The sequence below is a fragment of the Isoptericola sp. b408 genome (assembly GCF_030588085.1).
Lineage (GTDB): Bacteria > Actinomycetota > Actinomycetes > Actinomycetales > Cellulomonadaceae > Isoptericola > Isoptericola sediminis.
Genome location: NZ_JAUQYQ010000004.1, coordinates 75,935 through 99,023, shown reverse-complemented (window position 1 = coordinate 99,023; position 23,089 = coordinate 75,935). Strand labels below are relative to the sequence as shown.

At 69.0% G+C, this 23,089-nt stretch carries 23 protein-coding genes, 1 tRNA gene and 1 pseudogene; 15 read left to right on the top strand and 10 right to left on the bottom strand.

From position 1 onward, the window contains the following. The first annotated feature begins 17 nt into the window (after positions 1-17). Together Q6347_RS11955 and pnuC are read left to right on the top strand one after the other, a co-directional pair. Complete coding sequence (locus Q6347_RS11955) at positions 18-797, top strand: TetR/AcrR family transcriptional regulator (protein WP_171245664.1); 780 nt, start codon at positions 18-20, stop codon at positions 795-797. 8 nt (positions 798-805) lie between these two features. Beyond that, on the top strand, positions 806-1,501 hold the full coding sequence (gene pnuC, locus Q6347_RS11950) for a nicotinamide riboside transporter PnuC (RefSeq protein WP_304607464.1): 696 nt from the start codon (positions 806-808) through the stop codon (positions 1,499-1,501). Between the two features lie 372 nt (positions 1,502-1,873). Here pnuC and Q6347_RS11945 read toward each other — a convergent pair whose 3' ends face one another. Both Q6347_RS11945 and Q6347_RS11940 read right to left on the bottom strand, forming a co-directional pair. Next, positions 1,874-3,118 carry an acyl-CoA dehydrogenase family protein gene (locus Q6347_RS11945; protein ID WP_171245666.1) on the bottom strand — a complete coding sequence of 415 codons (1,245 nt, stop codon included), beginning with the start codon at positions 3,116-3,118 and terminating at the stop codon, positions 1,874-1,876. 138 nt (positions 3,119-3,256) lie between these two features. Beyond that, positions 3,257-4,573, bottom strand: a complete 1,317-nt coding sequence (locus Q6347_RS11940; protein WP_304607463.1) for an Nramp family divalent metal transporter — start codon at positions 4,571-4,573, stop codon at positions 3,257-3,259. Between the two features lie 122 nt (positions 4,574-4,695). On the opposite strand from Q6347_RS11940, the gene Q6347_RS11935 reads away from it, so the two are divergent. From Q6347_RS11935 to Q6347_RS11920, 4 genes are all read left to right on the top strand, one after another. Beyond that, positions 4,696-6,036 carry a glycosyltransferase 87 family protein gene (locus tag Q6347_RS11935; protein ID WP_304607462.1) on the top strand — a complete coding sequence of 447 codons (1,341 nt, stop codon included), beginning with the start codon at positions 4,696-4,698 and terminating at the stop codon, positions 6,034-6,036. 96 nt (positions 6,037-6,132) lie between these two features. Next, a complete protein-coding gene (locus Q6347_RS11930; RefSeq protein WP_304607461.1) occupies positions 6,133-7,257 on the top strand; it encodes a glycosyltransferase family 1 protein in 1,125 nt (374 codons plus the stop codon). Between the two features lie 32 nt (positions 7,258-7,289). After that, positions 7,290-7,661: a nuclear transport factor 2 family protein gene (locus Q6347_RS11925; RefSeq protein ID WP_304607459.1), complete on the top strand. Its 372-nt coding sequence runs from the start codon at positions 7,290-7,292 to the stop codon at positions 7,659-7,661. An 89-nt stretch (positions 7,662-7,750) separates the two neighbouring features. Next, positions 7,751-8,428 carry a Type 1 glutamine amidotransferase-like domain-containing protein gene (locus tag Q6347_RS11920; protein ID WP_304607457.1) on the top strand — a complete coding sequence of 226 codons (678 nt, stop codon included), beginning with the start codon at positions 7,751-7,753 and terminating at the stop codon, positions 8,426-8,428. A 21-nt stretch (positions 8,429-8,449) separates the two neighbouring features. Here Q6347_RS11920 and Q6347_RS11915 read toward each other — a convergent pair whose 3' ends face one another. Continuing rightward, positions 8,450-8,758 (bottom strand): hypothetical protein, encoded by a 309-nt coding sequence (locus Q6347_RS11915; protein ID WP_304607456.1) that lies wholly within the window; start codon positions 8,756-8,758, stop codon positions 8,450-8,452. A 231-nt stretch (positions 8,759-8,989) separates the two neighbouring features. On the opposite strand from Q6347_RS11915, the gene Q6347_RS11910 reads away from it, so the two are divergent. The 3 genes and pseudogenes from Q6347_RS11910 (at position 8,990) to Q6347_RS15070 (ending at position 11,210) form a co-directional block, all read left to right on the top strand. After that, a complete protein-coding gene (locus Q6347_RS11910) occupies positions 8,990-10,189 on the top strand; it encodes a DUF262 domain-containing protein (protein ID WP_304607455.1) in 1,200 nt (399 codons plus the stop codon). Further along, complete coding sequence (locus tag Q6347_RS11905; protein WP_304607454.1) at positions 10,190-10,813, top strand: hypothetical protein; 624 nt, start codon at positions 10,190-10,192, stop codon at positions 10,811-10,813. A gap of 55 nt (positions 10,814-10,868) precedes the next feature. Next, a pseudogene (locus Q6347_RS15070) lies at positions 10,869-11,210 on the top strand (DUF2625 family protein). A 391-nt stretch (positions 11,211-11,601) separates the two neighbouring features. On the opposite strand, the gene Q6347_RS11900 reads toward Q6347_RS15070, so the two are convergent. The 3 genes from Q6347_RS11900 to Q6347_RS11890 form a co-directional block, all read right to left on the bottom strand. Next, positions 11,602-12,045 carry a DUF4304 domain-containing protein gene (locus Q6347_RS11900; RefSeq protein ID WP_304604568.1) on the bottom strand — a complete coding sequence of 148 codons (444 nt, stop codon included), beginning with the start codon at positions 12,043-12,045 and terminating at the stop codon, positions 11,602-11,604. 294 nt (positions 12,046-12,339) lie between these two features. Then, positions 12,340-12,939 carry a hypothetical protein gene (locus Q6347_RS11895; RefSeq protein WP_304604569.1) on the bottom strand — a complete coding sequence of 200 codons (600 nt, stop codon included), beginning with the start codon at positions 12,937-12,939 and terminating at the stop codon, positions 12,340-12,342. Positions 12,940-13,326: 387 nt separating this feature from the next. After that, on the bottom strand, positions 13,327-14,217 hold the full coding sequence (locus Q6347_RS11890; RefSeq protein WP_304604570.1) for a DUF4231 domain-containing protein: 891 nt from the start codon (positions 14,215-14,217) through the stop codon (positions 13,327-13,329). Positions 14,218-14,308: 91 nt separating this feature from the next. On the opposite strand from Q6347_RS11890, the gene Q6347_RS11885 reads away from it, so the two are divergent. Beyond that, entirely contained in the window at positions 14,309-14,914 is a 606-nt protein-coding gene (locus tag Q6347_RS11885) for a TIR domain-containing protein (protein WP_304604571.1), read from the top strand. A gap of 46 nt (positions 14,915-14,960) precedes the next feature. Here the strand turns inward: Q6347_RS11885 and Q6347_RS11880 are convergent, their stop codons facing one another. Then, positions 14,961-15,608, bottom strand: coding sequence for a YdcF family protein (locus Q6347_RS11880; RefSeq protein ID WP_304604572.1), 648 nt, complete (start codon positions 15,606-15,608; stop codon positions 14,961-14,963). Between the two features lie 13 nt (positions 15,609-15,621). Beyond that, the gene (locus Q6347_RS11875) at positions 15,622-16,389 is read right to left on the bottom strand and encodes a GntR family transcriptional regulator (RefSeq protein WP_304604573.1); all 768 of its coding nucleotides are present in this window, start codon (positions 16,387-16,389) and stop codon (positions 15,622-15,624) included. Between the two features lie 167 nt (positions 16,390-16,556). Here Q6347_RS11875 and Q6347_RS11870 point away from each other — a divergent pair, with 167 nt between their 5' ends. The 5 genes from Q6347_RS11870 (at position 16,557) to Q6347_RS11850 (ending at position 21,762) form a co-directional block, all read left to right on the top strand. After that, positions 16,557-16,988, top strand: coding sequence for a plasmid replication, integration and excision activator (locus Q6347_RS11870; protein ID WP_304604574.1), 432 nt, complete (start codon positions 16,557-16,559; stop codon positions 16,986-16,988). Further along, entirely contained in the window at positions 16,988-18,529 is a 1,542-nt protein-coding gene (locus Q6347_RS11865) for an FtsK/SpoIIIE domain-containing protein (protein WP_304607453.1), read from the top strand. The genes Q6347_RS11870 and Q6347_RS11865 overlap by 1 nt, the downstream gene beginning before the upstream one ends. After that, complete coding sequence (locus Q6347_RS11860; RefSeq protein ID WP_304607452.1) at positions 18,522-20,114, top strand: replication initiator; 1,593 nt, start codon at positions 18,522-18,524, stop codon at positions 20,112-20,114. Before Q6347_RS11865 ends, Q6347_RS11860 begins: the two co-directional genes overlap by 8 nt. 196 nt (positions 20,115-20,310) lie before the next feature. Then, the gene (locus tag Q6347_RS11855; RefSeq protein WP_304607451.1) at positions 20,311-20,541 is read left to right on the top strand and encodes a helix-turn-helix domain-containing protein; all 231 of its coding nucleotides are present in this window, start codon (positions 20,311-20,313) and stop codon (positions 20,539-20,541) included. Between the two features lie 3 nt (positions 20,542-20,544). After that, on the top strand, positions 20,545-21,762 hold the full coding sequence (locus tag Q6347_RS11850; protein WP_304607450.1) for a site-specific integrase: 1,218 nt from the start codon (positions 20,545-20,547) through the stop codon (positions 21,760-21,762). A 69-nt stretch (positions 21,763-21,831) separates the two neighbouring features. Here Q6347_RS11850 and Q6347_RS11845 read toward each other — a convergent pair. Both Q6347_RS11845 and Q6347_RS11840 read right to left on the bottom strand, forming a co-directional pair. Continuing rightward, positions 21,832-21,917: transfer RNA gene (locus Q6347_RS11845), tRNA-Ser, on the bottom strand. Positions 21,918-22,033: 116 nt separating this feature from the next. Continuing rightward, a complete protein-coding gene (locus Q6347_RS11840) occupies positions 22,034-22,894 on the bottom strand; it encodes an SDR family oxidoreductase (protein WP_304607449.1) in 861 nt (286 codons plus the stop codon). Between the last annotated feature and the right edge of the window lie 195 nt (positions 22,895-23,089).

Here is a 23,089-nt window from a genome sequence, read left to right as displayed (position 1 = left end):
CGAGTAGCCTCCTGCCCATGACAGCCGCACGGACGAAAGCCCACGCGCAGGCCGTCGACGCCGCGATCGACCTCTTCTCCCGCCAGGGCTACGAGCGCACGACCGTCGAGGAGATCGCCGACGCCGCCCGGGTCAGCCGCGCCACCTTCTTCCGGCGCTTCCGCTCCAAGGAGGACGTGGTCTTCGCCGACCACGAGCTGCTGCTGGAGGAGGTCGTGGTGATGCTCGCCGCGACCCGCCCCGAGGCGCGGGCCAGCGAGGAGGCCAGCAACCACGACGCCGCCTGGGACCCGGCGGTCGACCCGTACCTGGAGGTCTGCCGCGCCGCCCGGTTGGTGTTCGACCACCACGTGGGCCAGCGCGAGACCTCCCTGGCCCGGCACCGGCTGCTCCAGCAGGTCCCGGCGCTGCGCGACCGCGAGCTGGTCACCACCCACCGCTACGAGCGGGCGTTCACCGCCTACCTGCGCGACACCCTGCCGACCGAGCGGTCGTCGTCGACGATGTCGATCGCGTTCGCGGCGTCGGTGGTCGCCGTGCACAACGCGGTGCTGCGCCGGTGGCTGCGCAACCCCTACCTGGACCTGCGCCCCGACCTGGAGGAGGCCTTCGCCGACCTGCGCAAGGTCGCGACCGCCCCGACGGACGGCCCCGCACCGGACAGCGCCCGGGCCGGAGCGGCTCCGGCCGAACCCGACGGCCGCGGGCCGGGCAGCAAGCGGGTCGTGGTCGCCGTGCTCGAGGAGGGCGCGGGGCCCGACGACGTCGCCCGTGCCGTCCGTGACGTGCTGGCCTGAGGACCACGATGATCGAGTGGCTCTTCGACGCGACCTTCGCGATCGGTGACGAGCAGATCCTGTGGCGAGAGGTGATCGGCAACGCCTTCGGCCTCGCCTCCGCCCTCGGCGGGATGCGCCGCCGGGTGTGGGCGTGGCCCGTCGGCATCGTCGGCAACGTGCTGCTGCTGACGGTGTTCCTCGGCTCGGTGTTCGGCGACGCGAGCCGGGCGGACATGCTCGGCCAGGCGGGCCGCCAGGTGATGTTCATCGCCGTGTCGGTCTACGGCTGGATGCGCTGGCGCGAGACCCGGCGTCAGGACCTCGAGCTGCGGGCGGACGGCAAGGTGCCGACGTCGGGCGCCGAGGGCGTGCACCCGAACTGGGCGACGTGGCCCCAGCGGGCGTTCCTCGTCGGTGCCCTGCTGGTCGGCACCGCCGTGCTGACCCCGTTGTTCCGGGCGCTGGGCTCGTACGAACCCGTCTGGGCCGACGCCTGGATCTTCATGGGCTCGCTGCTGGCCACCTACGGGATGGCCCGGGGGTGGGTCGAGTTCTGGTTGGTCTGGGTCGCCGTCGACCTCGTGGGGGTGCCGCTGCTGTGGTCCGCGGGCTACTTCGCCACGTCGCTGATGTACGTCTTCTACGGCGTCTTCACCCTGGTCGGGTTCTTCGTCTGGTGGCGGGTGCACCGTCGCGAGCAGATGGCCGTCGGCGCCGGCTGAGCAAGCCGCTCTGACCCGGGTCCGCCACGCGGTCGCCCTCCCGTCCGCCCGTCCGCCACGCGGTCGGCAGTTCCTGCCTGGATCGGCAGCTCAAGGTGCCGATCCAGGCAGGAACTGCCGAACGGAGTCCTCGCGTGCGGCACCTCCCGGCCCCAGGGACGACGAAGCGCCGCCCCACGTGGTGGGGCGGCGCTCGTCCGTTGTGCACCGCCTCGCCGGCTGGTGATCGGACCAGCAGGTGCACGGGCCGGCGTCGATCCACGCCGGGGTCTGTGGGGGGCGATCAGGCGAACAGGATCAGCCCCGCATTCGCCGTCGCCTTCGTTGCGGGCGAGTGCCTTGCTGCGCTGCGGCCCTCACCCTCGCTGCGGCTCAGGCGAACGCGGACACTCCCGTGATGTCGCGGCCGATGATCAGCGCGTTCATGGACTCGGTGCCCTCGTAGGTGTGCAGGGCCTCGATGTCGGCGAAGTGCCGGGCGACGCGGTTGGCCAGCAGGATGCCGTTGCCGCCGAGCATGTCGCGGGCGATCGAGGCCACCTCGCGGGCGCCACGGGTGCAGGTGTACTTGGCCAGCGACGCCTGCTCACCGGTGAGCTCGCCCTTCTCGGCGAGCTCGGTCAGGCGCGCCACCAGGAGCTGGAGCTGGGTGACGGTGGAGAGCATCCGGGTCAGGCGCTCCTGGACCATCTGGCGGGCGGCCAGCGGCTTGCCGAACTGGACGCGCTGCGTGGAGTAGGCCAGGGCGGACTCGTAGCAGGCGATGGCGTGCCCGACGGCGGCCCAGGCGACGCTCAGACGCGTGGCGAAGAGGACCTCGGACGTCGCCTTGAACGACGTGGCGCCGGGCAGCGCGGCGTCGGCCGGGACGAACACGTCGTCGAGGACGATGTGCGCCTGCCAGATGGCACGCAGCGACATCTTGCCCTCGATCGTGGTGCCCGTGTACCCGGGCGCGTCCTGCGGGACGATGAAGCCGTGCACCTGGTTGTCGCCGTCGTCACCGACGAGGCGGGCCCAGACCACGGTGATGTGGCCGCAGGAGCCGAACCCGATCCACTTCTTCTCGCCGTTGATCACGTAGCCCTCGACGCCGTCGCGGACCGTGCGCTCCGCCGTCGTCTCCAGCGAGACCGAGTCCGAGCCGTGGGTGGGCTCGGTGAGCGCGAAGGCGCCGAGGATCTCGCCGCGGGCCATGGGCTCGGCGTACTGCTCGATCTGCTCGGGCGAGCCGTGCATGACGATGGAGCGCAGCGCCAGGCCGCCCTGGACGCCGCAGACCGTCGCGACCGAGCCGTCGCCGCGGGACATCTCCATGCTGGCCAGGCCCTCGGCCATCAGCGATACCGTCGGCCGGCCGGGCACGTCGACGCCGTCGCGCAGGAAGTCGCGCTCGGCCAGACCCTTGACCAGGTCGAACGGGACCTCGGCGCGCTCCCAGTACCCGTCGATGACCGGCAGCACCTCGTCCTGGACGAACTGGCGGACGGCGAGCTGGTGCTCGCGCACCTCGGGGGCGATCCCGGCGAAGGCGCCGGCGTAGTCGACGTCCGAGGCGGCGGTGAGGTCGTAGTCGGGTGCGGTGACGCCGATCTGGGTGGGGGCGTTGCGGCTCATGAGGTTCTCTCACTCTCTACGGGGGCGGCCGCGCCGCCGCAGAGGCTGGTGACGACGGCGTCGGCCTGCTCCTATCATGCTCTGCAACCGAGTCTCACGTCAAGCGATACGCAGTATCAGACGGTGGCCGTTCGCCGGTCAGCCCGCGACGGTGAGCCAGAGCAGCGCCACGTTGAGCCCCACGATGATCCCCGCCACCAGCCACGCCACCGCCTGGGTGCCGCGAGCGTTGCGGAACCGACCCAGCAGCCCCGCGTCCGCGGTGACGCGCACCAGCGGGATCATCGCGAACGGGATGCCGAAGCTCAGCACCACCTGGCTCAGCACCAGCAGATAGGTCGGCGAGACGTCCGTCGAGAGCAGCAGCAGCGCCGGCACCAGCGTGACGACCCGCCGCACGACCAGCGGGACCCGCAGGTGCAGCAGCCCGGCCATGATCTCCGAGCCCGCGTAGGCGCCCACCGCCGTGGACGCCAGCCCCGAGGCGAGCAGCCCGACGCCGAACAGCACCGCGACCGCCGGGCCGAGCGCGTCGGCGATGGCTGCGTGCGCCCCCTCGATGGTGTCGGTGTCGGCACGACCCGGCAGGTTGGCCGCCGCGAGCAGCAGCATCGCGATGTTGACCCCGCCGGCGATGACGAGCGCGGCGACGACGTCGATCCGTGTGACGCGCAGCAGGCGCTCCACCAGGCCGGGGTCCGGCACCGACGGGGCGTCGACCTCCGTGGGTGGTCCGTCCGCCCCGCGGAGCTCGGTGAGCACCTCGCGCACCGCGAGGTCGTGGCGCACCCGGTCGCGGGCCAGCGAGCTGTGCAGGTAGATCGCGTGCGGCATCACCGTCGCACCCAGCATCGAGGCCGCCAGCAGCACCGAGTCGGTCCCGGCGAACCGCGGGACGAGCCCCTCGACGACGGCACCCGGGTCCGGCGGGGCGACGACCAGCCCCGCGCAGAACCCGACGACGACGACCCCGAGCATCGTGAGCACGACCGTCTCGAACACCCGCTGGCCCCGGCGCTGCTGGATCGAGAGCACCAGCATCGAGACCACGCCGGTGATGAGCCCGCCGAGCACCAGGGGCACGTCGAACAGCAGGCGCAGGGCGAGGGCGCCGCCGATGACCTCGGCCAGGTCCGTGGCCATCGCGACCGCCTCGGCCTGCAGCCAGTAGGCGATCCGCCCCCGCCGGGACATGCGATCCGCCAGGACCTCGGGCAGCGAGCGCCCCGTGACGACGCCGAGCTTGGCCGACAGGTACTGCACGAGCACCGCCATCGCGTTGGCCATGACCAGCACCCACACGAGCAGGTAGCCGAACTCGGCACCGGCGGTGAGGTTGGCGGCCACGTTGCCCGGGTCCACGTAGGCGATCGCGGCGACGAAGGCGGGGCCGAGCAGGGACAGGGCACGCAGCCGGCGCAGGGCACTCCGGGACGATGCGGCTCGCGGCCTCACGGGGCCTCCTCGATCTCGAGGCCGGGGAACTTCGGGTCGTCGCGATCGTAGACAGCACCCTCGAGACGCGGCCACCTGCCGCCGTCGGAGCGCCGGGGGTGGCGTTCTGGCACGATGTGGCGGTGCCCGACGCCGCGCAGGACCGCTCACCGGAGAACCCGCCCACCGCGACATCCGCTCCGGCGGCCGGCAGCGGAGGGCGGCTGCTCGCGTCCCCCTGGCTGCTGGCCCTCGCCTTCGTCGTGGTGCACGCACGCCTCGTCCACGAGGCGATCTCCTGGCAGAACACGATCTTCGGCGACGTCACGCTGTACGAGTGGTGGGCGCGGCAGGGCCTGTCGGGCGGCGAATGGCCCGTCCTGGACTACACGTGGGTGTACCCGGCGGGGGCCCTGGTGCCCGTGGGGCTGCCCGGGGTCCTCAGCGTCGACGTGCTCGGGTACGAGATCGTCTGGACGGCGATGATCGTCCTGCTCGACGCCGTGGCGACCGTCGTCCTGGTCCGCATGACGCCGCGGGGTGTGCTCGGCGCGTGGTGGTGGCTGCTGTTCCTGCTCGCGCTCGGGCCGATCTTCCTCGGCCGGATCGACGGCGTCGTCGCCCCGATGATCCTCGTCGCCCTCGTCCTGGCCCGCCGCCACCCGCGCATCGCCGTCGCCGTGGCCACCGCCGGCGCCTGGGTGAAGATCTCCCCCGGCGCCGTCGTCGTCGCGATCGCCGCCACCCGCCGCAGCCTGCGCGACCTGCTGCGCACCGTCCTCGTGCCCGGGGCCGTCGTCAGCGCCGTCGTCGTGGGGCTCGCGCTCGCCGGCGGGGCCGGTGTCCGGGCCCTGAGCGTGTTCGGCCAGCAGGGCAGCCGCACCCTGCAGGCCGAGTCCGTGGCCGCCACCTGGTTCTCCGTGGCCCGCTGGTGGGACCCGTCGGTACGGATCGAGTACAACGACGAGATCTACACCTTCGAGGTGCTCGGGGACGCCGCCCGGACCGTGGCCGACACCCTGGACTGGCTGCTGATCCTCGCCGTCGTGGCCGTCGCCGCCCTCACCTGGTGGGTGGCGCGGCGACACCCCGAGCGGACCTACGAGATCGTGCTGCTGTCGGCCGCGGCGCAGCTCGTCGCGCTCATTGTCTTCAACAAGGTCGGCTCGCCGCAGTTCATCGCCTGGATCGGACCCGTCGTCGCCGTCGCGCTGGCGTCGCTGCCCGAGGGCCGTGCGTTGCGCGCCTGGTGGCCGCCCGCCCTGGGCATGGTCCTCGTCGCCTACGCCACCTACCTCGTCTACCCGGTGGGCTACGGTCCGTTCCTCGCCGGCGACGCCTGGATCGTGGTCATCGAGGCGCTGCGCAACGCCGCGCTCGTGGTGCTCATGGTCGGTGCCGTGTGGCAGCTCGTGCGGCTGGGCACCGCGGAGCCGGGCGGACGCCACGTGACGACGACGGACGACGACGCCCGGTCCGCGTAGCCGGCACCGAACGTTTCCCACCCGTTCCGCGGGTCGACCCCGACCCGTCGCCGGCCGCTCCCCCGTTGGTCACCCGGGCCCGCCAGTGTGCGGAGCGTGAGGGTAGCGATCGTGGCCGAGTCCTTCCTCCCGCAGGTCAACGGAGTCACGAACTCCGTCCTGCGGGTCCTCGAGCACCTGCAGCGCACCGGGCACGACGCGCTGGTCCTGGCTCCCGACACCGACGACGGCGACCTGCCGCCGTTCGTGCACGGCGCCCCCGTCGTGGAGGTGCCGTCGGTCGGCCTGCCGGGCTACCCGGACGTGCGGGTCGTCGTCGGCCAGCGTGCCCGGATCGAACGGACCCTCGCGGCGTTCGCGCCCGACGTCGTGCACCTCGCCTCGCCGTTCATGCTCGGCTGGCGCGGGATGCAGGTCGCCGAGGCCCTCGGGGTGCCGACCGTCGCCGTTTACCAGACCGAGGTCCCCAGCTATGCGGCCCGGTACGGGGTACGGCACCTCGAACCGCTGCTGTGGTGGCGGGTGCGCTCCCTGCACGACCGCGCCACCGTCACGCTCGCGCCGTCGACGCCCACCATCGACCACCTGCGGGCGCGGGGCATCCCGCGCGTGCACCGCTGGGGACGGGGTGTGGACACCGAGCTGTTCCGCCCCGGCGCCCGCGACGCCGCCTGGCGGCGAGAGGTCGGGGCCGGGCGGCCGCTGCTCGTCGGGTACGTCGGGCGGCTCGCCGCGGAGAAGCAGGTCGAGGCGCTGCGGGTGCTGCACGACCGGGACGACGTGCGGCTCGTCGTCGTCGGCGAGGGCCCTGAACGACCGCTGCTGGAGACGCTGCTGCCGGACGCCCGCTTCACCGGCCTGCTGCGCGGCGAGGAGCTGGCCCGCGCGATGGCGAGCCTGGACGTCTTCGTCCACCCCGGCGAGCTGGAGACCTTCGGCCAGACCCTGCAGGAGGCGCACGCCTCCGGGGTGCCCGTCGTCGCGCCCGCCGCGGGCGGCCCGATCGACGTCGTCGCGCACTCGCACACCGGCTGGCTGTACCCGCCGGGCGACCACCGGGCCCTGCGGGCCCACGTCGACGACCTGCTCGGCGACCACCGCAAGCGCCGCGCCTTCGGGGCGGCCGCGCGGGAGCGGGCGCTCGGGCGCACCTGGGCGAAGGTCTGCCACGAGCTGGTGGAGCACTACGAGGAGGCCGTGGGAGTCCGGGCGGGGGCATGACGCGGCGTCCCCCGTCGGGCACACTCCACAGCATGACGTCGCACGACTCGCCCCAGCCCCTCGATCACGTCCTCGACCTGGAGCGCGAGCTGCAGACGCCGGCCTGCCGGGCCGACGAGACCCGACTCCGGGAGCTCCTCGCCGCCGACTTCGTGGAGATCGGGGCATCCGGTCGCCGGTGGGACCTCGACAGCATCCTGACCATGCTGCACGACGAGAGCGCCGAGGGCGACGCCGCCGTCATCAGGCTCACCAGTCTGACCGGGCGGGTGCTCGCGCCCGGCGTCGTCCAGGTCTTCTGGGAGTCCGACCAGGCCGGACGACGCGCGCGCCGGACGTCGATCTGGTGCGAGCGGGCGGGCAGATGGCAGCAGGTCTCCCACCAGGGCACGCCGGTCCCCTGACGACCCTGGCAGGCCCGGCGATGAGTTCCGCGGCTGTCCACAGTCTCTGTGCGTGACCTCTTGGTCCCACCGCGTCACGGGAGGCGCACATGAAGTTCCTGCTCACCTCGGGCGGCGTCACGAACCCGAGCATCCGCAGCGCCCTGGACGGCCTGCTCGGCAAGCCCGTCGACCAGTGCACGGCACTGTGCATCCCCACGGGCATGTACGGGCACCCCTGGGTGGGGCCCGGCGTCAAGGCCTGGGAGTTCGTCGCCGGGCAGGAGGAGGGCAACCCCATGGTCGGGCTCGGCTGGCGGTCGGTCGGCCTGCTGGAGCTCACGGCGCTGCCCAGCCTCCCCGCCGAGCGCTGGCAGCCGGTGGTCCGGGACGCCGACGTGCTGCTGTTCAGCGGCGGCGACGCCGTGTACCTGAGCCACTGGGTGCGCGAGTCCGGGTTCGCCGACCTCCTGCCCGAGCTGACGGACACCGTCTGGCTCGGCATGAGCGCCGGCAGCATGGTGACGACGCCGCGCATCGGGGAGGAGTTCGTCGGGTGGCGGCCGCCGGGCGGGGGCGACGACAGCACGCTGGGAATCGTCGACTTCTCGATCTTCCCGCACCTGGACCACCCGGCCCTGCCGACCAACACTCTGGCCGCGGCCGAGACGTGGGCGACCCAGCTCGACGGCCCCGCCTACGCGATCGACGACGACACCGCGATCGTCGTGGCCGACGGCGCCGTCGAGGTGGTCTCCGAGGGGACGTGGAAGCTCCTGGCCACGTGACGGTGCGCCCGTCCATGCCGGTCAGGCGGTCAGGACGGCGAGCGTGATGTTCCCGCCGGCCGACGGACGCTGCGCCGAGACGGTTAGCCCGGCCTCCTCGACCAGCGACCGCAACCCGCCGTGGCGGAGGTAGGCGAGCGCGTTCCCCGCGTGGCGAGGTCCGGCGAGGATCTCGGCCACGGCGGCGAACGCACGCGTGGTCCATCCCCGCGGGAACCGGAGGCCGTCGGTGCTGAAGTCCGTGACGAGCACGCGCCCGCCAGGGGCGAGCGTCCGCCCCGCCTCACACACCAGCGCGAGGGCGTCGGGGCGGCTGATCGAGTGCAGCACCAGAGAAAATGCACCAGATCCGCGCCGGCCCGGTTGACCGCCGTGACCAGGGAGTAACCGAGCAGGGTGGCAATCGCATCGAGGCTTCGACGCGGCACGGGAAGCCACAACCAGTATCAGCTTTGCGAGCTGGCAACGTCGCCCGTTGCACGCGAGGACGCATGCGCCTTCTGCGACATCCCCACGTGTCGCTGCTGGCCGTGCCAACCGTGCAGGCATACCCTGAACTTCATGGCCCTTGAGGATTTATCCGGAACCGACTTACCCGAGGAGGCAATCGACGAGGCCTCACCGCCCGACGATGCACTCACGACCGAAGACCTGGACCAAGTTGTTCTCTACACAGTTGATTGGAGCGTTCAGTCAATCCTAGAAAGGATTGGGGACAGTTTCAACATTAACCCGACCTTCCAAAGGCGGGACGCGTGGACCATCTCGAAGAAGAGCGCCTTCATCGAGAGTCTGATGCTCGGACTACCAGTGCCACAGATTGTAGTCGCGGAAGACAGGCGTCGCGGCAGGTTTATTGTTCTGGACGGGAAGCAGCGTCTCGTTACCCTCAAGCAGTTCGCGGCCCCCGACGATAACTTCCCCACGTTCAAGTTGCGCGGGATGCGATTCGCTAGCGAACTCGAAGGACTTACCTTCGAGCAGATGCAAACGTCCCTGACCGGTGGCGAGTTCGCAGACAGCTTTCTTTCCCAGCCCATCCGGACCGTAGTTGTGCGAAACTGGGGGAAGCCGGCAGTTCTCTACGAGGTATTCATAAGACTGAACCAGAACAGCCTTCCACTCTCACCACAAGAACTACGACAGGCTCTCTACCCGAACGCCTTTACTCGCTGGATCAATGATCGCTCATCAGAGAGCGAGCCTCTGCATCGTGCGCGCAGGACCTCAACGGCAGACTTCCGAATGCGCGACGCCGAAATGCTCTTGCGGTACGTCGCATGGGTGACTCGTTTCAAAGTATACCGCGGCAATCTCCGCCAGTTCCTCGACGACACCTGCGAAGAAGGCGGGTCCGCGTGGGAGTCACAGGGTGCGGATCATTTCGAGAAGATCGCTTCGACGTGCGAAACGGGAATCGATAGAACATTCGAGATATTCGGTGACGACGCGTTTCTTAGGTACGACGGAGAAAAGTACAACCGCAGGTTCAATATCGCCGTATTCGACCTCATGGCTGTCGCTTTGGGCGACACAAACCTATCCGACGAGGCCGTAAGTGCTAACCGCGACGCAATCCGCGCCAAGTTCGAGGAACTCTGCGCGGAGGACGAGGATTTTCGAAAGAGCATCACGGCGACCACGAAGTCCGTGACCGCCGTTTCGGAACGCTTCCTCACTTGGGCTCGGGCCGTTGAGGAGATTGCAGGTGTCGACCTTCGAATCACAGCGGACGTCGAAGCACTGACGTCGGACAACTAAATGCCTTCCTCGAACTGGGTATCACTCGAGGGCAAAATTCTCGAACTATCCAAGGCTCTGATCAATGACGATGCCGACCTGGCCTCCGATGAGGACTCGATCCGCGCGGTTGCATTTCTGATTCTCTCTAGCGGGGCGATTGAACAGTACATCGAGGACCGGTGTCGCGCAGTTGCGCGCTCCGGGATTGGGCGACTGAAGCGCTCTTTGCCGTCTGCCAGCGGGACTTCGCTGGTGACTTGGGGCGCTTCTAAGAATGGTGTCCGCCAGGTCCCAATTCATCCGGAAGACGTGGCAGAATACTACGATCAGTATGGAGTATTTCTTGATTCGTACCTGAAGTCCGTGAACGACAACCACGGCATCAATGCGAAAGACTTCTATAGGCTTGTTTACCCAATCGGCATTCGAACAGACGATGTGCCGGCCGGCCTACCTGACAAACTCCAGAGTCTCAGCCAGGAGCGCGACCCGGCCGTACATACGACGCCTCGCACGAGACGCTTTCAGCACCCGCCGGATGTCAAGTCCCGCATACTGGAGATCGTAGAACTCTTGGGCGATCTTGACGACGTGCTGGCCGTGGCCGAGACGAATTTTCCCTTGAGGTCAGCGACTCCTTAGAGCACGTCCTTTCACCGCCGAATCTGTAATTCCATGCGCTACACAGTTCTCACGTGTGCCAATAGTCACCGCGCGTTCCGCTCTCGGTGCCCTTGCTCTCCACTGCGGAGGCGTCGTCGCCGACCACGGGTGGATTCGCCTTCTGGGTGGTGGCGGAAACGGCCTCCCGGACCTCGCCGCTGTCAACCAGCTGGACTCCGACGCGAACTCGCAGCCGCCGTCACACCTCCTCGTCGGGTAAGACGCACTGGGCGGCCGCTTCGCGATCGACTTTGGCGGACTGGGCGTGGCGCCCAGGAAGGTCTGCTACTTCGGCCTTGACACACTGCAATGGAACGCACCTCGCGGTGGAGACTCGGCGTTTGTGGAAGCGGTCATCGCCGGAGCATTGGGCTAGATCTCCGTTGGAGCACATGGCAGCGCGGCGTGGAGGTACCGCTCTCAGAACTCGTCGACTTCTACGAGGAAGCATCGACGAGCCGCTGAGTGACCCGCCCCACACAAGAGTAGCGGCCGGCACCGGCCCCGGCCCCGCCCTGGCCAGCGGGCAACACGGAGTACGGGGAACGACGAAGGGCCCCACCGCTGCGGGTGGGGCCCTTCGGAGGGCGGTAGCGGTGGGCTTGAGAGCGGCGAGTTTGCTGACCCTGCTTGGCTGGGTCGTTTTAGCACCTGACCTGGTCTTTCGCGGCTCTGGCCGGTGGACGTCCTTGCACCCGTCGGGACCGCTCCGCCGACGAAAGCGGCGGCAATCCGGAGACCTCCGGCCGGTTCTCGCCGTGGTCGACTCAGCTACGGGAGCGGACTTCACGCTTCAGCGCAGGTACGCCGTAGGCCTCGATCGTCGTCAGAAAGTGGTCGCACGTCGCATCCTCGTCGTGACCATCAGCGGACAGGCGCCACCAATAGTCACCGCCACCGGCCGTGCGGCCGATTCGCTCTTGGAACCGCTCTGGCGACATCGAGAAGGTGTTCGGCGTCGGCTTCGCGCCAAGGTTCGGGCGCTCCGCAACGGACCGCGCCCACACCACTCGGTTGACGACACTCAAGTTGGCCGTGAACAGGATCTGCTCACGGTCGCTGAACGCGCTGCGCTGGATGCCGAGCTGCGCCCAGCAGGTCTCGGACGGAAGCGTGAAGGTCTGACCCGACCCGCGCATCCCCATCGAACGCAGCGCAGGAGCGACCCGCTCCCGGACGACGACGCGGAAGCGCTCCTGAGCAGTCACCACGTTGAGACCATACAAGGGGCCCACCCAGGCCCGTCGGACGTCCCGACTACGCGCCCAAGGCGTTCCGCGCGAACACTCGGAGGCGCCGTGCCGTTAGCGGAGCACCAGAGGTCGGCGGAGGTCCGGGTCAAGGGTGGCCGCAGGCCATCGCGCAGCGACGCCGCAGGCGCCCTTGACGCGGGCTGTAGCCGGCCGGATGCTCGGCGATCGGTGCGGGGCCGTGACCGCACTCATGTCTACGGCAGCGTGGCGAGAGAGGCTAGATCTCCACAGCGGCACGCCGGCCGGGGGCGATCAAGAGCGGTGGACGATCGCGAAGGGGTCGTCGTCGAACTCGTCGTCATCCCCACCTTCGTGGAGAACGAACTCAAAAGTTGCACGCTCAGGCTCCAGTCCATCGGCCATCTCCAGCGCCCCGGGCCCGCCGCGGTGGGACACTTCGGCTGCTGCAGCGACGAGGGACCGAACCCGGGCTTCGGCATCCTCTCGATCCTCATCGGGCCACGCGTCGAGATAGGCAGCGCGGCCGGACTCGATGAGTGCATCCTCGTCCGTGACGCGGAAGTCCCAGCGGCCGACCATCGTCACCACCGGGTTGAGTGGGCGTTCCGGCTCTTCCTCCTCGTCCAGGTCGTCGTCATCGTCTTCCGTCGATGCGAGGGCGAGCGGGAACGAGCCACACCACTCGAACTCCGCGTCGTTGAAGGCTTCCGCCGCGTTCTCAAGGTTTGTTGTGGAGCCGAAGTACTCGGGAATCTCGCGCTCGCGACCCTTGCGCGTCAGCACGAGCTCGACGTGTTCGCGCAGAGCTGCCACAAACTCGTCAGCGCGGCGCCGATACTCATCCTTCGCGGCTTCGCTGTACTGCGTCTCGACGTAGTCCTCGTCATCCATGACTGTGCTCCCTTTGGCGAACCGGCGTCGCGTGCGCGAAGCGTATCGGAAGCGACCACGGGTGCTTGTCCGTCAGGGCGAAGCTCGCTCTCGGGCGGTCGGCTGGGGACAGGAGCTCGGCCATGAGCGGAGTCTGACGGCCAACCAGAAAGTCAGCGCAGGACTACCCGGCGGTGCCGGAACTCACCGGGGCAGCCTTCGTCGTAGGGCAGGCGGTAGGTCAGATCGGTGCGCCGTGGGGTGCGCGTAGCGAGCGTGCGAGCGGAGCGCGGGGCCCCGCGACGCAGGCCCCGCCTGACCGACGCCAGCGCGGCGAAGCCGCGCCTTGAATCAGTAAGGAAACTCCTCACACAGACCTATGCCCGGGGTCCCCCGCACACTTAGCATTCAGCGGCTCCGGGACGCCCTCCACCCCACGTGCTCGCGGCTAATAGCTTCTTCTGCATCATCGACTTCGAGAACCCATCGATCCTCATCACGGACAATCTGCAGAGAAGCCTCGATATTAGTCAAGTCCGAAACTGCGGCGGAGTAGGCGCGGTACAAGTTGTCGTGCTGCTTCGTTTCCAGCCAGGCAACAACACCGCCAGCGATAGCTGCAATTGCCGGCGCAACCACAACTTGCATATCCATGACCACACCAAGAGCGGACGCCAAGAATCCGGCAAACTCTAACGCGAGACTCGCAACCCTCCATTGGCTGCGCCTGCGACGATTGTATCGCGCCTTCTTCTCATACCAACTACGCTGGCCCCGCACCCTTTCATTCAGATACACCGATTTCCGAGAGTCAAGATCCTGCTCTCTTTGTTCGATCATCCAATTGGATATTGCTGGCGCCGAGATTGGTTCGAGCTCGAGTTCGGGGTACTGTTCCCTGATGAATTTGAGGCGGCGAATCAGCTTCGCACGCATCGCCTCGGAATCGGCATCGACTGGAAACGGATTTCCACCAACTGCAAACTTCCATGCAACGCTCTTCGCGGACTCAGCCACCGCTCGACCATCATACCAAGCCTTGTCCGGCCGACTTCTCCAAAGAACAACCTCTAGCATAAGTGCGGCAACGAAAAGCAACGCTGCCACCCCGGCAAGGACGTCGATATCTCCTGAGCCGACGCGCCACGAGGCGACACTCACAGTCGCGGCCGCGCTCAGCATCACGAGACGCCAACGGGTCATGCCCACGTAGGCACGCTGTCCAGCCTGCGAAGCAACGTCCGCCGCTTGGAACAACTGTGGCAGGTCGCCGTCGACGACCGAAGGTGTCTGGTTCACCCACACATTGTGCACCCTCGCCGTCGCGTTGCAGCTCGGGGCGCGGTACGGTGTCCCGAAGACTTATGCACCGATCCGGAGGGTCTCTCAAGTGAGTCACTACCGCCAATTACAGCTGCAGGAAGTAGCAGAGCGGGTTGCTGCGCAGAAAATCGACCGAACACGGCACAAGTGCTTCATCTCCTACCACGCCGAAGACACCGAGGAAGTAAAGCAGTTCCTCGAGGACTTCGGCACCGAATTCATCGCGAAGACAATTGGCGTTACCGACGAAGACGACTTCATTGATAGCGTCGATACTGGCTACATCATGGATCGCATCCGCACAAAGTATCTGGGCGACTCTAGTGTAACCGTCGTGCTTATCGGCTCTTGCACCAGCGTGCGGAGATACGTGGACTGGGAGATTTATTCTTCCCTTCGAGCGAGTAAACACAGCAGTGTCAACGGGCTCGTCGCAATACAGTTGCCCAGCGCCGCCCAAACTGGCGGGAAGCTTCCGGACCGCCTAAACGACAACGTCTCTCGCGACAAAGACGGGAGGGATCTCGGGTATGCGAGGTACTGGGTCTATCCGCAAACCCGCTCGCAACTTCGCGGCTGGATCGACGATGCATTCGATGCACGCACTAGCCGGGCCCATTTGCTAGATAACTCTCGGGCACGCCGGCAGCGAAATGGCGTCTGCAACCCGTGAGCGAAGAACTAACGATGCTTTCACCCTTTTCAACTTAGTTGCCCAGCTACGCCGAGTCGCTTAGAAGTCGTCGATCGAATCCGGCCCGCACAAGCCGCTCGTATGCGCCTAGGACACGCTGCCCAACTTTCTGCCTCTCAGCGAAGCCGGCTTCTGCATACCTCCAAATACGCTGGGTATCTCCTACGAGCATATTTAGGACACGGTCGGTGTCTCCGATGGACTCGATGTAGTCAGCGAGTGACTGCGTTCGCGCCGAGCACACAACGTCGAGGTCGGGCCAGGCCTTGCGGGCTGTCGCATAGGCGCGGCGCTGCTGGTATGGCCGGCTGATGATCGTGGCCGACGAAGGATGGAGCCCGAGGCCGTCGAGCAGCTCGCGCGTGAAGGTGAAGTTCTCGCCCGTGTTCGTGGCCCGCTTTTCGGTCAGGATCGCATCGGCCGGGACACCGAGTTCCTGGGCGCGCTCGGAATAGTGCACCGCCTCCCCTCGGGGGAAGACGTCGACCGTCGTTGGCGCATTGGCCCCCGTGAAGACGATCAGCGGGAACCGACCCTCGTGCCACAGCTCGGCAGCGTGCTCGGCGACGCCGATGTCGTGGCTCCCGAGCCCGATCGCGATGTCGGTGTTCCTAGGCTCGTGGTGCAGCTGGTGATAGTCCCAGAGGATCTGGGCGTCGTCCATCACGCTCATGGGTGTCCGTTCGTCAGTCGGGCATGTCGAAGGTGTAGGTCCACGCGAACCGCGAAGCCGCGTGCACGCCCTCGGCGTACTCGACCACTCTGCCTTCCTTCGTTCGCGTGGTGCGTTGCAGCACCATGACAGGCTCGCCGCCGGGCAGTTCGAGCATCGCGGCCTCGTCGGGCCTCGGCATCCGGGCGGTCAGCGTCTCGGTGATCTGGTCAGGCTCCAGCCCTTGCAGCGTGAGTACCGCGAATCCGCCTCCACGACCGGCCGGCCCTGGCGTCGGGTCGACCAGGGGTGTGCCGTCGACGTCCTCCACGCGGTAGTAGCTCGTCAATGTGTGGGTGGGTGTGCCGTCTTGGCGCACGGTTCTCGCCCGGGCGTACACCTCAGCATCGGGCTCAATGCTCAGTGCCTCGGCTACGCGGCTCGGCGCTGGGACGCGCTCGACCGTCTGAGTCTGGTCCGCCGGCTCCCACGACTGCCCGTTGGCCTCGCGGTCTGCCGCGAACGCGACCCGGTCGCCGTACTTCCAGTTGCTCTTGGCGTACCGCTCGATGCCGAGCCGGCGCATCGGTGGGCGTGATCGCACGACGGTGCCTCGACGTCTGACCGGGGTGACGAGCCCTTCGGACTCAAGCAGCGCGACGGCGTTGCGCACCGTCTTGATGTTGACCCCGTACTCCGCGGCGAGGTCGGCCTGCTTGGGCAGTGTCGTGTCCGGCGGGTAGTCACCGCGCTGGATGCCGTCCCGCAGGACTGTCGCCAACTCCTTGTAGCCGTGCGTCATGGCCCACCTCCTCCCTGGTTAACGGTAGCGGTATGCGGCCCTCTGATCGACGCCAGGCAGTTAGAGGTGGTTCTATCTCGCGTCGAGTGCTACGCTCTCGTTAGAACCACCTCTATCCCGGAGGGGTCGGCCCGGTCGAACCGGGCAGAGAGCGAAGGAGCTAGGACATGGCACTGAAGCAGCGGTTCCAGATCGACCACGCGGTGGCGTTCCCCAAGGGCGCGTTCCTGCGAGGAGAGGTCCAGCCCGTGGCGGACTTCAACGCGGCCGCCGGCCCGGACGGCTCGCGCCCGCAGCAGCTCGACAAGGAGACCGGCCTGCCGATGTGGCAGTGCGTGGTCATCGACGGCGACGAGGACGCCGGCCGCAAGGACATCGGCGTCACGGTGAAGTTCGTGGCCAAGCACCAGCCGGTGCCGCCGGAGAACAAGTCCGGGTTCCCCTGGACGCCCGTCGAGTTCGTCGGCCTGATGGCTCTGCCGTACGTCGACGACAACGGCATGCGCCCGCGGGTCGCCTGGTCGTTCCGCGCGTCCGAGATGGTCACGCCGGGTCAGGCCAACCAGGGTGCGAAGTCCACCGCGAAGGCTGCAGCGTGATGACGTCGCGACTCTGGCAGGCGGTCCGCCGGGTGTTGTCAGCCTTGTGGCTGGCGCTTCGGTGGACCGCCCGCGGCTACTGGTGGCTCATCGCGTCGATGATGGCCTACGGCGTGCTCGGCATCATGCGGCACGACCTGCTCAGCGTCGCGGCTCTCGTCTCCGGACCGGCTTGGAACCTGTTCCGGGCGTTCTGGGCGGTGTTCAGTCCGATGTCGTACGAGCCGTTGCTCGGCGGTCCGCTGCGGCGCCTCGGCTGGCGTCGCCACGTCCGTCGGCACTGGAAGGATTTGGCCTGCGCCTGCGGGCTGGCCAGTCGCGTCATCGAGGACTACCGGATCGTTCCCCGGCTGGTGCGGGTCCGGGCTCGCGGCAACACGCTCCGGATTCGGATCAGAGCTCGCGCCGGCCAGACGCTCGACGACCTCCGCAAGGCGGTGCCGGCCATCGAGACCTCGCTCGAGGCGGAGAGCTCGACCAGCCATCGGGTCCGGCCCCGCGTGCTCGACATCGTGCTGACGATGGCGGACCTGCTCGACCAGCCGGTCTACGCGACCATCCCAGAGGGCGCCAACCCGCACGGTGTGGACCTCGGCCGGAACCAGGGCGGCTCCCGGTGGCGCCTCACGCTGCGTGGCCGGCAGACGCTCGTGGTCGGCTGCTCCGGGTCCGGCAAGGGGTCGGTGTTCTGGGGAATCGCCGGCAACCTCGCCCCCGCTGTGGAAGCCCGGCTGGTTCGCCTGTGGGGCATCGATCTCAAGGGCGGGATCGAGATCGGCATGGGTGACGGCGTCTTCTACCGGGTCGCCACCGACGAGGACCGGGCCATCGAGGCGCTGCGCGACCTGCTCGCCGTCGTCGATCGCCGCCAGCGCGAGATGTACGGCCGGACGCGGGACTTCGAGCCAACGCCGGGCGACCCGGTACACGTGCTGATGATCGACGAGCTCGCGGTGCTGACGGCCTACGCCTCCAAGAAGGTCCAGGTCGAGGCGTCGGACCTGCTGCGGCGCATCCTCACCCAGGGGCGTGCGCTCGGCGTGGTCGTGGCCGCGTTCGTCCAGGACCCCCGCAAGGAGACGGTGGGCATGCGTGGGCTGTTCACGCAGACGGTCGCGCTGCGGCTGCGGTCGGCGTCCGAGACGACGATGGTGCTCGGCGAGGGGATGGCCGACGTCGCACCGGCCCACCAGATCAGCCCAGCCCACCCGGGCACCGGGTATGTGGTGGCCGACGACGGTCACGTGGAGCGGGTGCGGGCCGACTTCTGGGAGGACACCTTCATCCGGATGGTGGCGGACACCTACCCGGCACCCGACCGGCACGAGCTCGACGCGGCATCGTCGCGGGTGGACGAGGCTCCGGACTCCGCCCCGGTGGACGAGGAGAACGTGGCCCCGGTCGACGTCGCGACCGGCGCTTCGACGGCCCGCACCGGCGATGCACAGCCGGTGGGGAACGAACCCGCACCTCGCGCTCGGAAGCCACGCAAGCCCCGTGCCGCTCGTCAGCCCGCCGCCTCGGGGGCCCGCGGTGAGTGACGTGCACGCCATGGCGGGAGGGTTCCCGGGGTTCGGGCAGGACGCCCCGCTCGACCTCGGGGACCTCTCCCTCGCCGCAGTCGCCGGCATTACCTCCCGGCTGGGCGACCGCTCCGTCGGCGCCTTCTCTGAGGCCGCTGCCCGGGTGGGCTTCTGTTCCCACCCGATCCGGCTCAAGGGCTCGTCGACCACCATCGACGCCGCCACCGGCGAGGTCCTGGCCAAGTTCAGCTCCTCCGACGCCCCGCTCGGCGTCCTGTACCGGGCGTGCGGCAACCGGCGGGAGTCCGTGTGCCCGGCCTGCTCCCGGGTCTACGCCCGCGACACCTTCGAGATGATCCGCGCTGGACTGCTGGGCGGCAAGACCGTCCCCGCCGAGGTCGCGGACAACCCGCTCGTCTTCGCGACGCTCACCGCGCCGTCGTTCGGGCACGTGCACGGCTCTCGTTCCAGGAACGGCGGTGCCGGTCGCTGCCGCCCTCACGGTCGAGGCACCTGCCCGCACGGCGTCCCGCGTTCCTGCACCGCGCAGCACTCCGAGCACGACCCCGCCGTCGGCGGACCGCTGTGCGACGCCTGCTACGACTGGAAGTCCGCCGTCGTGTGGCAATGGCACGCCCCGGAGCTGTGGCGGCGGTTCACCATCGCGATGCGTCGCCAGGTCGCCGAAGCCCTGGGCGTGCGGGAGTCCGCACTCCGCGACGTCGCCTCGGTGCAGTTCGCCAAGGTCGCCGAGTACCAGGTGCGCGGGCTCGTGCACTTCCACGCCCTCATACGCCTCGACGGACCCGACGGCCCCGGCTCGGCCGCTCCGCTTCCCGGCGCGGTGCTGGGCGAGGCTGTCCGAGAGGCTGCGCGGGCGGTCTCCGTCACGGCGCCTCCGGTCGACGGTGCGGACGTCCCGCGCGTGCTGCGCTTCGGTCAGCAGCTCGACGTGCGGTGCGTGCGCTCTGGCGTGCCGGAGAACGACGAGGGCTCGGACGACCTGCGCCCCGAACAGGTGGCCGGCTACCTCGCGAAGTACTCGACCAAGGGCACCGGCACCGACCCGTCGGCCCCGCGACCGCACCACCGACGGCTCATCCGGACCTGCCGCTGGCTCGCCGAGCGCGCCCGCACCGCCTGCCGCGGACTCGCCGGCCCGGACGCCGACGACGATGAGGGCTGCGTCTGCGGCCAGTGCGCCGACAGCCCCTACCGGCTCCTGGCGAAGTGGGCGCACATGCTCGGCTTCCGCGGCCACTTCTCGAGCAAGTCGCGCCGCTACTCGATCCCGCTCGGCCGTCTACGCCGGGCCCGGATGCGGTTCCAGCGGCTCAAGGCCGACGCCGACCGCGACGGCACGCCCATGGACACCGCCGACCTCGAGAACCGGCTCTTGGCCGACGAGGAAGAGACCACTCTTGTCGTCGGCTCCTGGACCTACCAGGGCACCGGCTGGACCAACCCAGGCGACAAGGCCCTGGCCGATGCCGCAGCCGCGCGAGCCCGCGAGTACGCCCAGTGGAAGGCGGCGCGGCGCACGCGGCGAGAGGTCCTGGCCCCTGAGGGGCGGAGCCACCACACCGCCCGCAGCGGAGGGTGACTCCTCGGACCCGGCCCGGCTTGAACGGGCTGCCACCCTCTCCGACTGCGGGCTGGGTGCGTTGTTACCGGTTAGACGCACCTTGGGCGGGGTGATGCCAACGCTACCGGCCTGCCCGAGGGCAGTACCAGGAGTTTCTGCGCGAGAAGCCACACCAGCACGGCATGAAGCACCACAACGACGTAGGAGGAAGACGATGAGCACCCAGAGCACCACCCGCCAGACCGACAGCCCCACCCGCCGCCGGCGCCTGATGACGCCGGAAGAGTTGGCTGACTACCTGGGGGTGACCCTGCACTGCGTGTATGCGTGGTCGAGCCGCGGCGGCGGCCCCACGGTGCTGCGGGTCGGCGCCCGACTGCGGTACCGCCCCGACGACGTCGAGGCCTGGCTGGACCGGGTCACCGACAACCGCGTGGTGGGCTGATCCGTGCCGCGCAAGCCGATCGAGCCGGGCCGCTGGGGGAACATCAGCCGCAGGGAGCTGTCCCCCGGCGTCTGGCGGGCTCAGGCCCAGTTCCGAGACTTCGCCGGCGTCCTCCACAAGTACGAGTCCCGGGGTCCGTCGGGCGCGGCGGCTCAGCGGCGTCTCGAGGACAAACTGCATCGTGCGAGCACGGAGGGCGTCGCCGACGGCGGGGCGACGATCACGCCGGACACGCGCATGGGTGTCGTGTTCGACCAGTGGGTCTCCGAGAAGCGCGTCGAGGGCCAGATCACGCCCCAGTCGCTGACGACGTACCTCGGCGTGCTGGAGCGTGACCTCAGGCCGGCCTTCGCTGCCCTGCGAGTCCGCGAGGTGACACCAGTTGCCGTGAACCGGGTGCTCATGGCCCTCAGCGGGGCGCGGAAGTACGACACCGCCCGGCAGGCGCGCAACGTCATGTCGCAGGTCATGATGATGTGCGTCCGCTACGGGGCGTCGTCGTTCAACCCGGTCCGCGACGCTGTCACGGTGCGCAAGCCCCAGCGTGCCGAGGTCCGCACCCTCGGGCTCGAGGACATCGCCCTGCTGCGCAAGGCTGTCCGCGCCTGGGAGGACCGGCCGGCTCGGGTTCGTGGCCGTCGGAACATCACGCTGCTGCCGCAGATCGTCGACACCATGCTCGGCACCGGTCTGCGGATCGGTGAGTGCTTGGCGCTGCGGGAGGCCGACCTCGACCTGGACGCCGATATCCCCACGCTCACCGTCACCGGGACCGTCGTCCGGGGCGAGGGCCGGCTCGTGCGGCAGACCAAGCCCAAGTCGGACTCCTCGCGGCGGACGATCACCCTGCCGGCCTTCGTCGTCGCGGCGATCACCGAGTCGCTGGACCTCGGCCTCGACGGCGGGCCGGACGGCCTGGTGTTTCCCTCGACGCGGGGCACACCGCGCTCCCCCAGCCGGATCCGCGACCAGCTCCGCGAGGCTCAGGCCGGCAACGCCGTCGTCGTCACCCCGCACGACTTCCGGCGGACCGTGGCCACCCAGGTCGCCAACTCGACCACCATCGCCAACGCGACCGCGCTGCTCGGCCACGCCGACGAGGGCACCACCGTGCGGCACTACGTGAAGCGGACCCACGTGGCCCCGGACCTGCGGACGGTGATCGATCAGCTCGTCACCCAGGCCGCGGCGTCGGGCATCCCGGAAGGCAAAACAGAGTGAAAACGGAGTGCGGGGAACGACGAAGGGCCCCGGACCGGTGTCTCACCTGGTCAGGGGCCCTTCGGAGGGCGGTAGCGGTGGGATTTGAACCCACGGTGGCTATGAACCACACAGCATTTCGAGTGCTGCACCTTCGGCCGCTCGGACACGCTACCTTCGCCGGACGAACCGGCCATACGAGGATACCGAACAGGTCCGCATCCACGAAATCCCGCCGGGTGCGACGTCCGTCACCGCCCGGTGTCCCGCGCCGCGGACCGGCATTCGCCGTCTAGAACACCGGCTTGCCGCCGGTTACTCCCAGCACGGTGGCCGAGACGTAGCTCGAGTCCGCCGGCGACGCGAGGTAGACGAACGCCGGGGCGACCTCGGCGGGCTGGCCCGCGCGCCCCAGCGGGGTGTCCTGGCCGAAGCTCTCGAGCTTGTGCGGGGGCTGGGTCGCCGGCTGCAGCGGCGTCCAGATAGGACCCGGCGCCACCGCGTTGACGCGCACCCCGCGGGGTCCGAGCTCGGCGGCGAGGTTCACCGTCATGTTGTTGATCGCCGCCTTGGTGGAGGCGTAGTCCACCAGCGACGTCGAGGGCTGGTACGCCTGGATGGACGAGTTGTTGATGATGCTCGCTCCCTCGTTCAGGTGCTCCAGCGCCGCCTGCGTCACCCACAGCATCGCGTACAGGTTGGTCTTGAGGACGCGGTCGATCTCGTCGGTGGTGACGTCCTCGAAGGACTCCCGCCGGGCCATCTGGAAGCCGGCGTTGTTCACCAGCACGTCCAGCCCGCCGAGCTCGTCGGCGGCCTGCCCGGGCAGGGCCCGGGCGGTCGCCTCGTCGGTCAGGTCGCCGGGCAGCAGCACCGCGTTGCGGCCGGCCCCGCGCACCCAGCGCGCCGTCTCCTCGGCGTCCTCCTGCTCCTCGGGCAGGTAGCCGATCGCGACGTCGGCCCCCTCGCGGGCGAACGCGATCGCCACGGCCCGCCCGATCCCGGAGTCGCCGCCGGTGATCAGCGCCGACCGGCCGGCCAGCTTCCCGCTGCCCTGATACGACTCCTCGCCGTGGTCCGGCAAGGGGTCCATCTGCCGGGTCCAGCCGGGCGGTTCCTGCTGCTGGCGGGGAAAGGCAGTCTTGTCGGCCATGGTCGTCCTCCGTGGTCGGTCGAGGTGCCGTCGCCGAGGGCAACAGCCCGGTCCACGCTAGGTCCGGAACGGGGTTCCAGCGACCGCAGAACCGTCGCGCCGACGTCCAGGCTGGTCACAGGGCTTCCACCTGTCCCACCCGTCGGCACGACCGCGCGGATCGGCGCGGGCCGGACGCACCGGCCCGCGCCGACC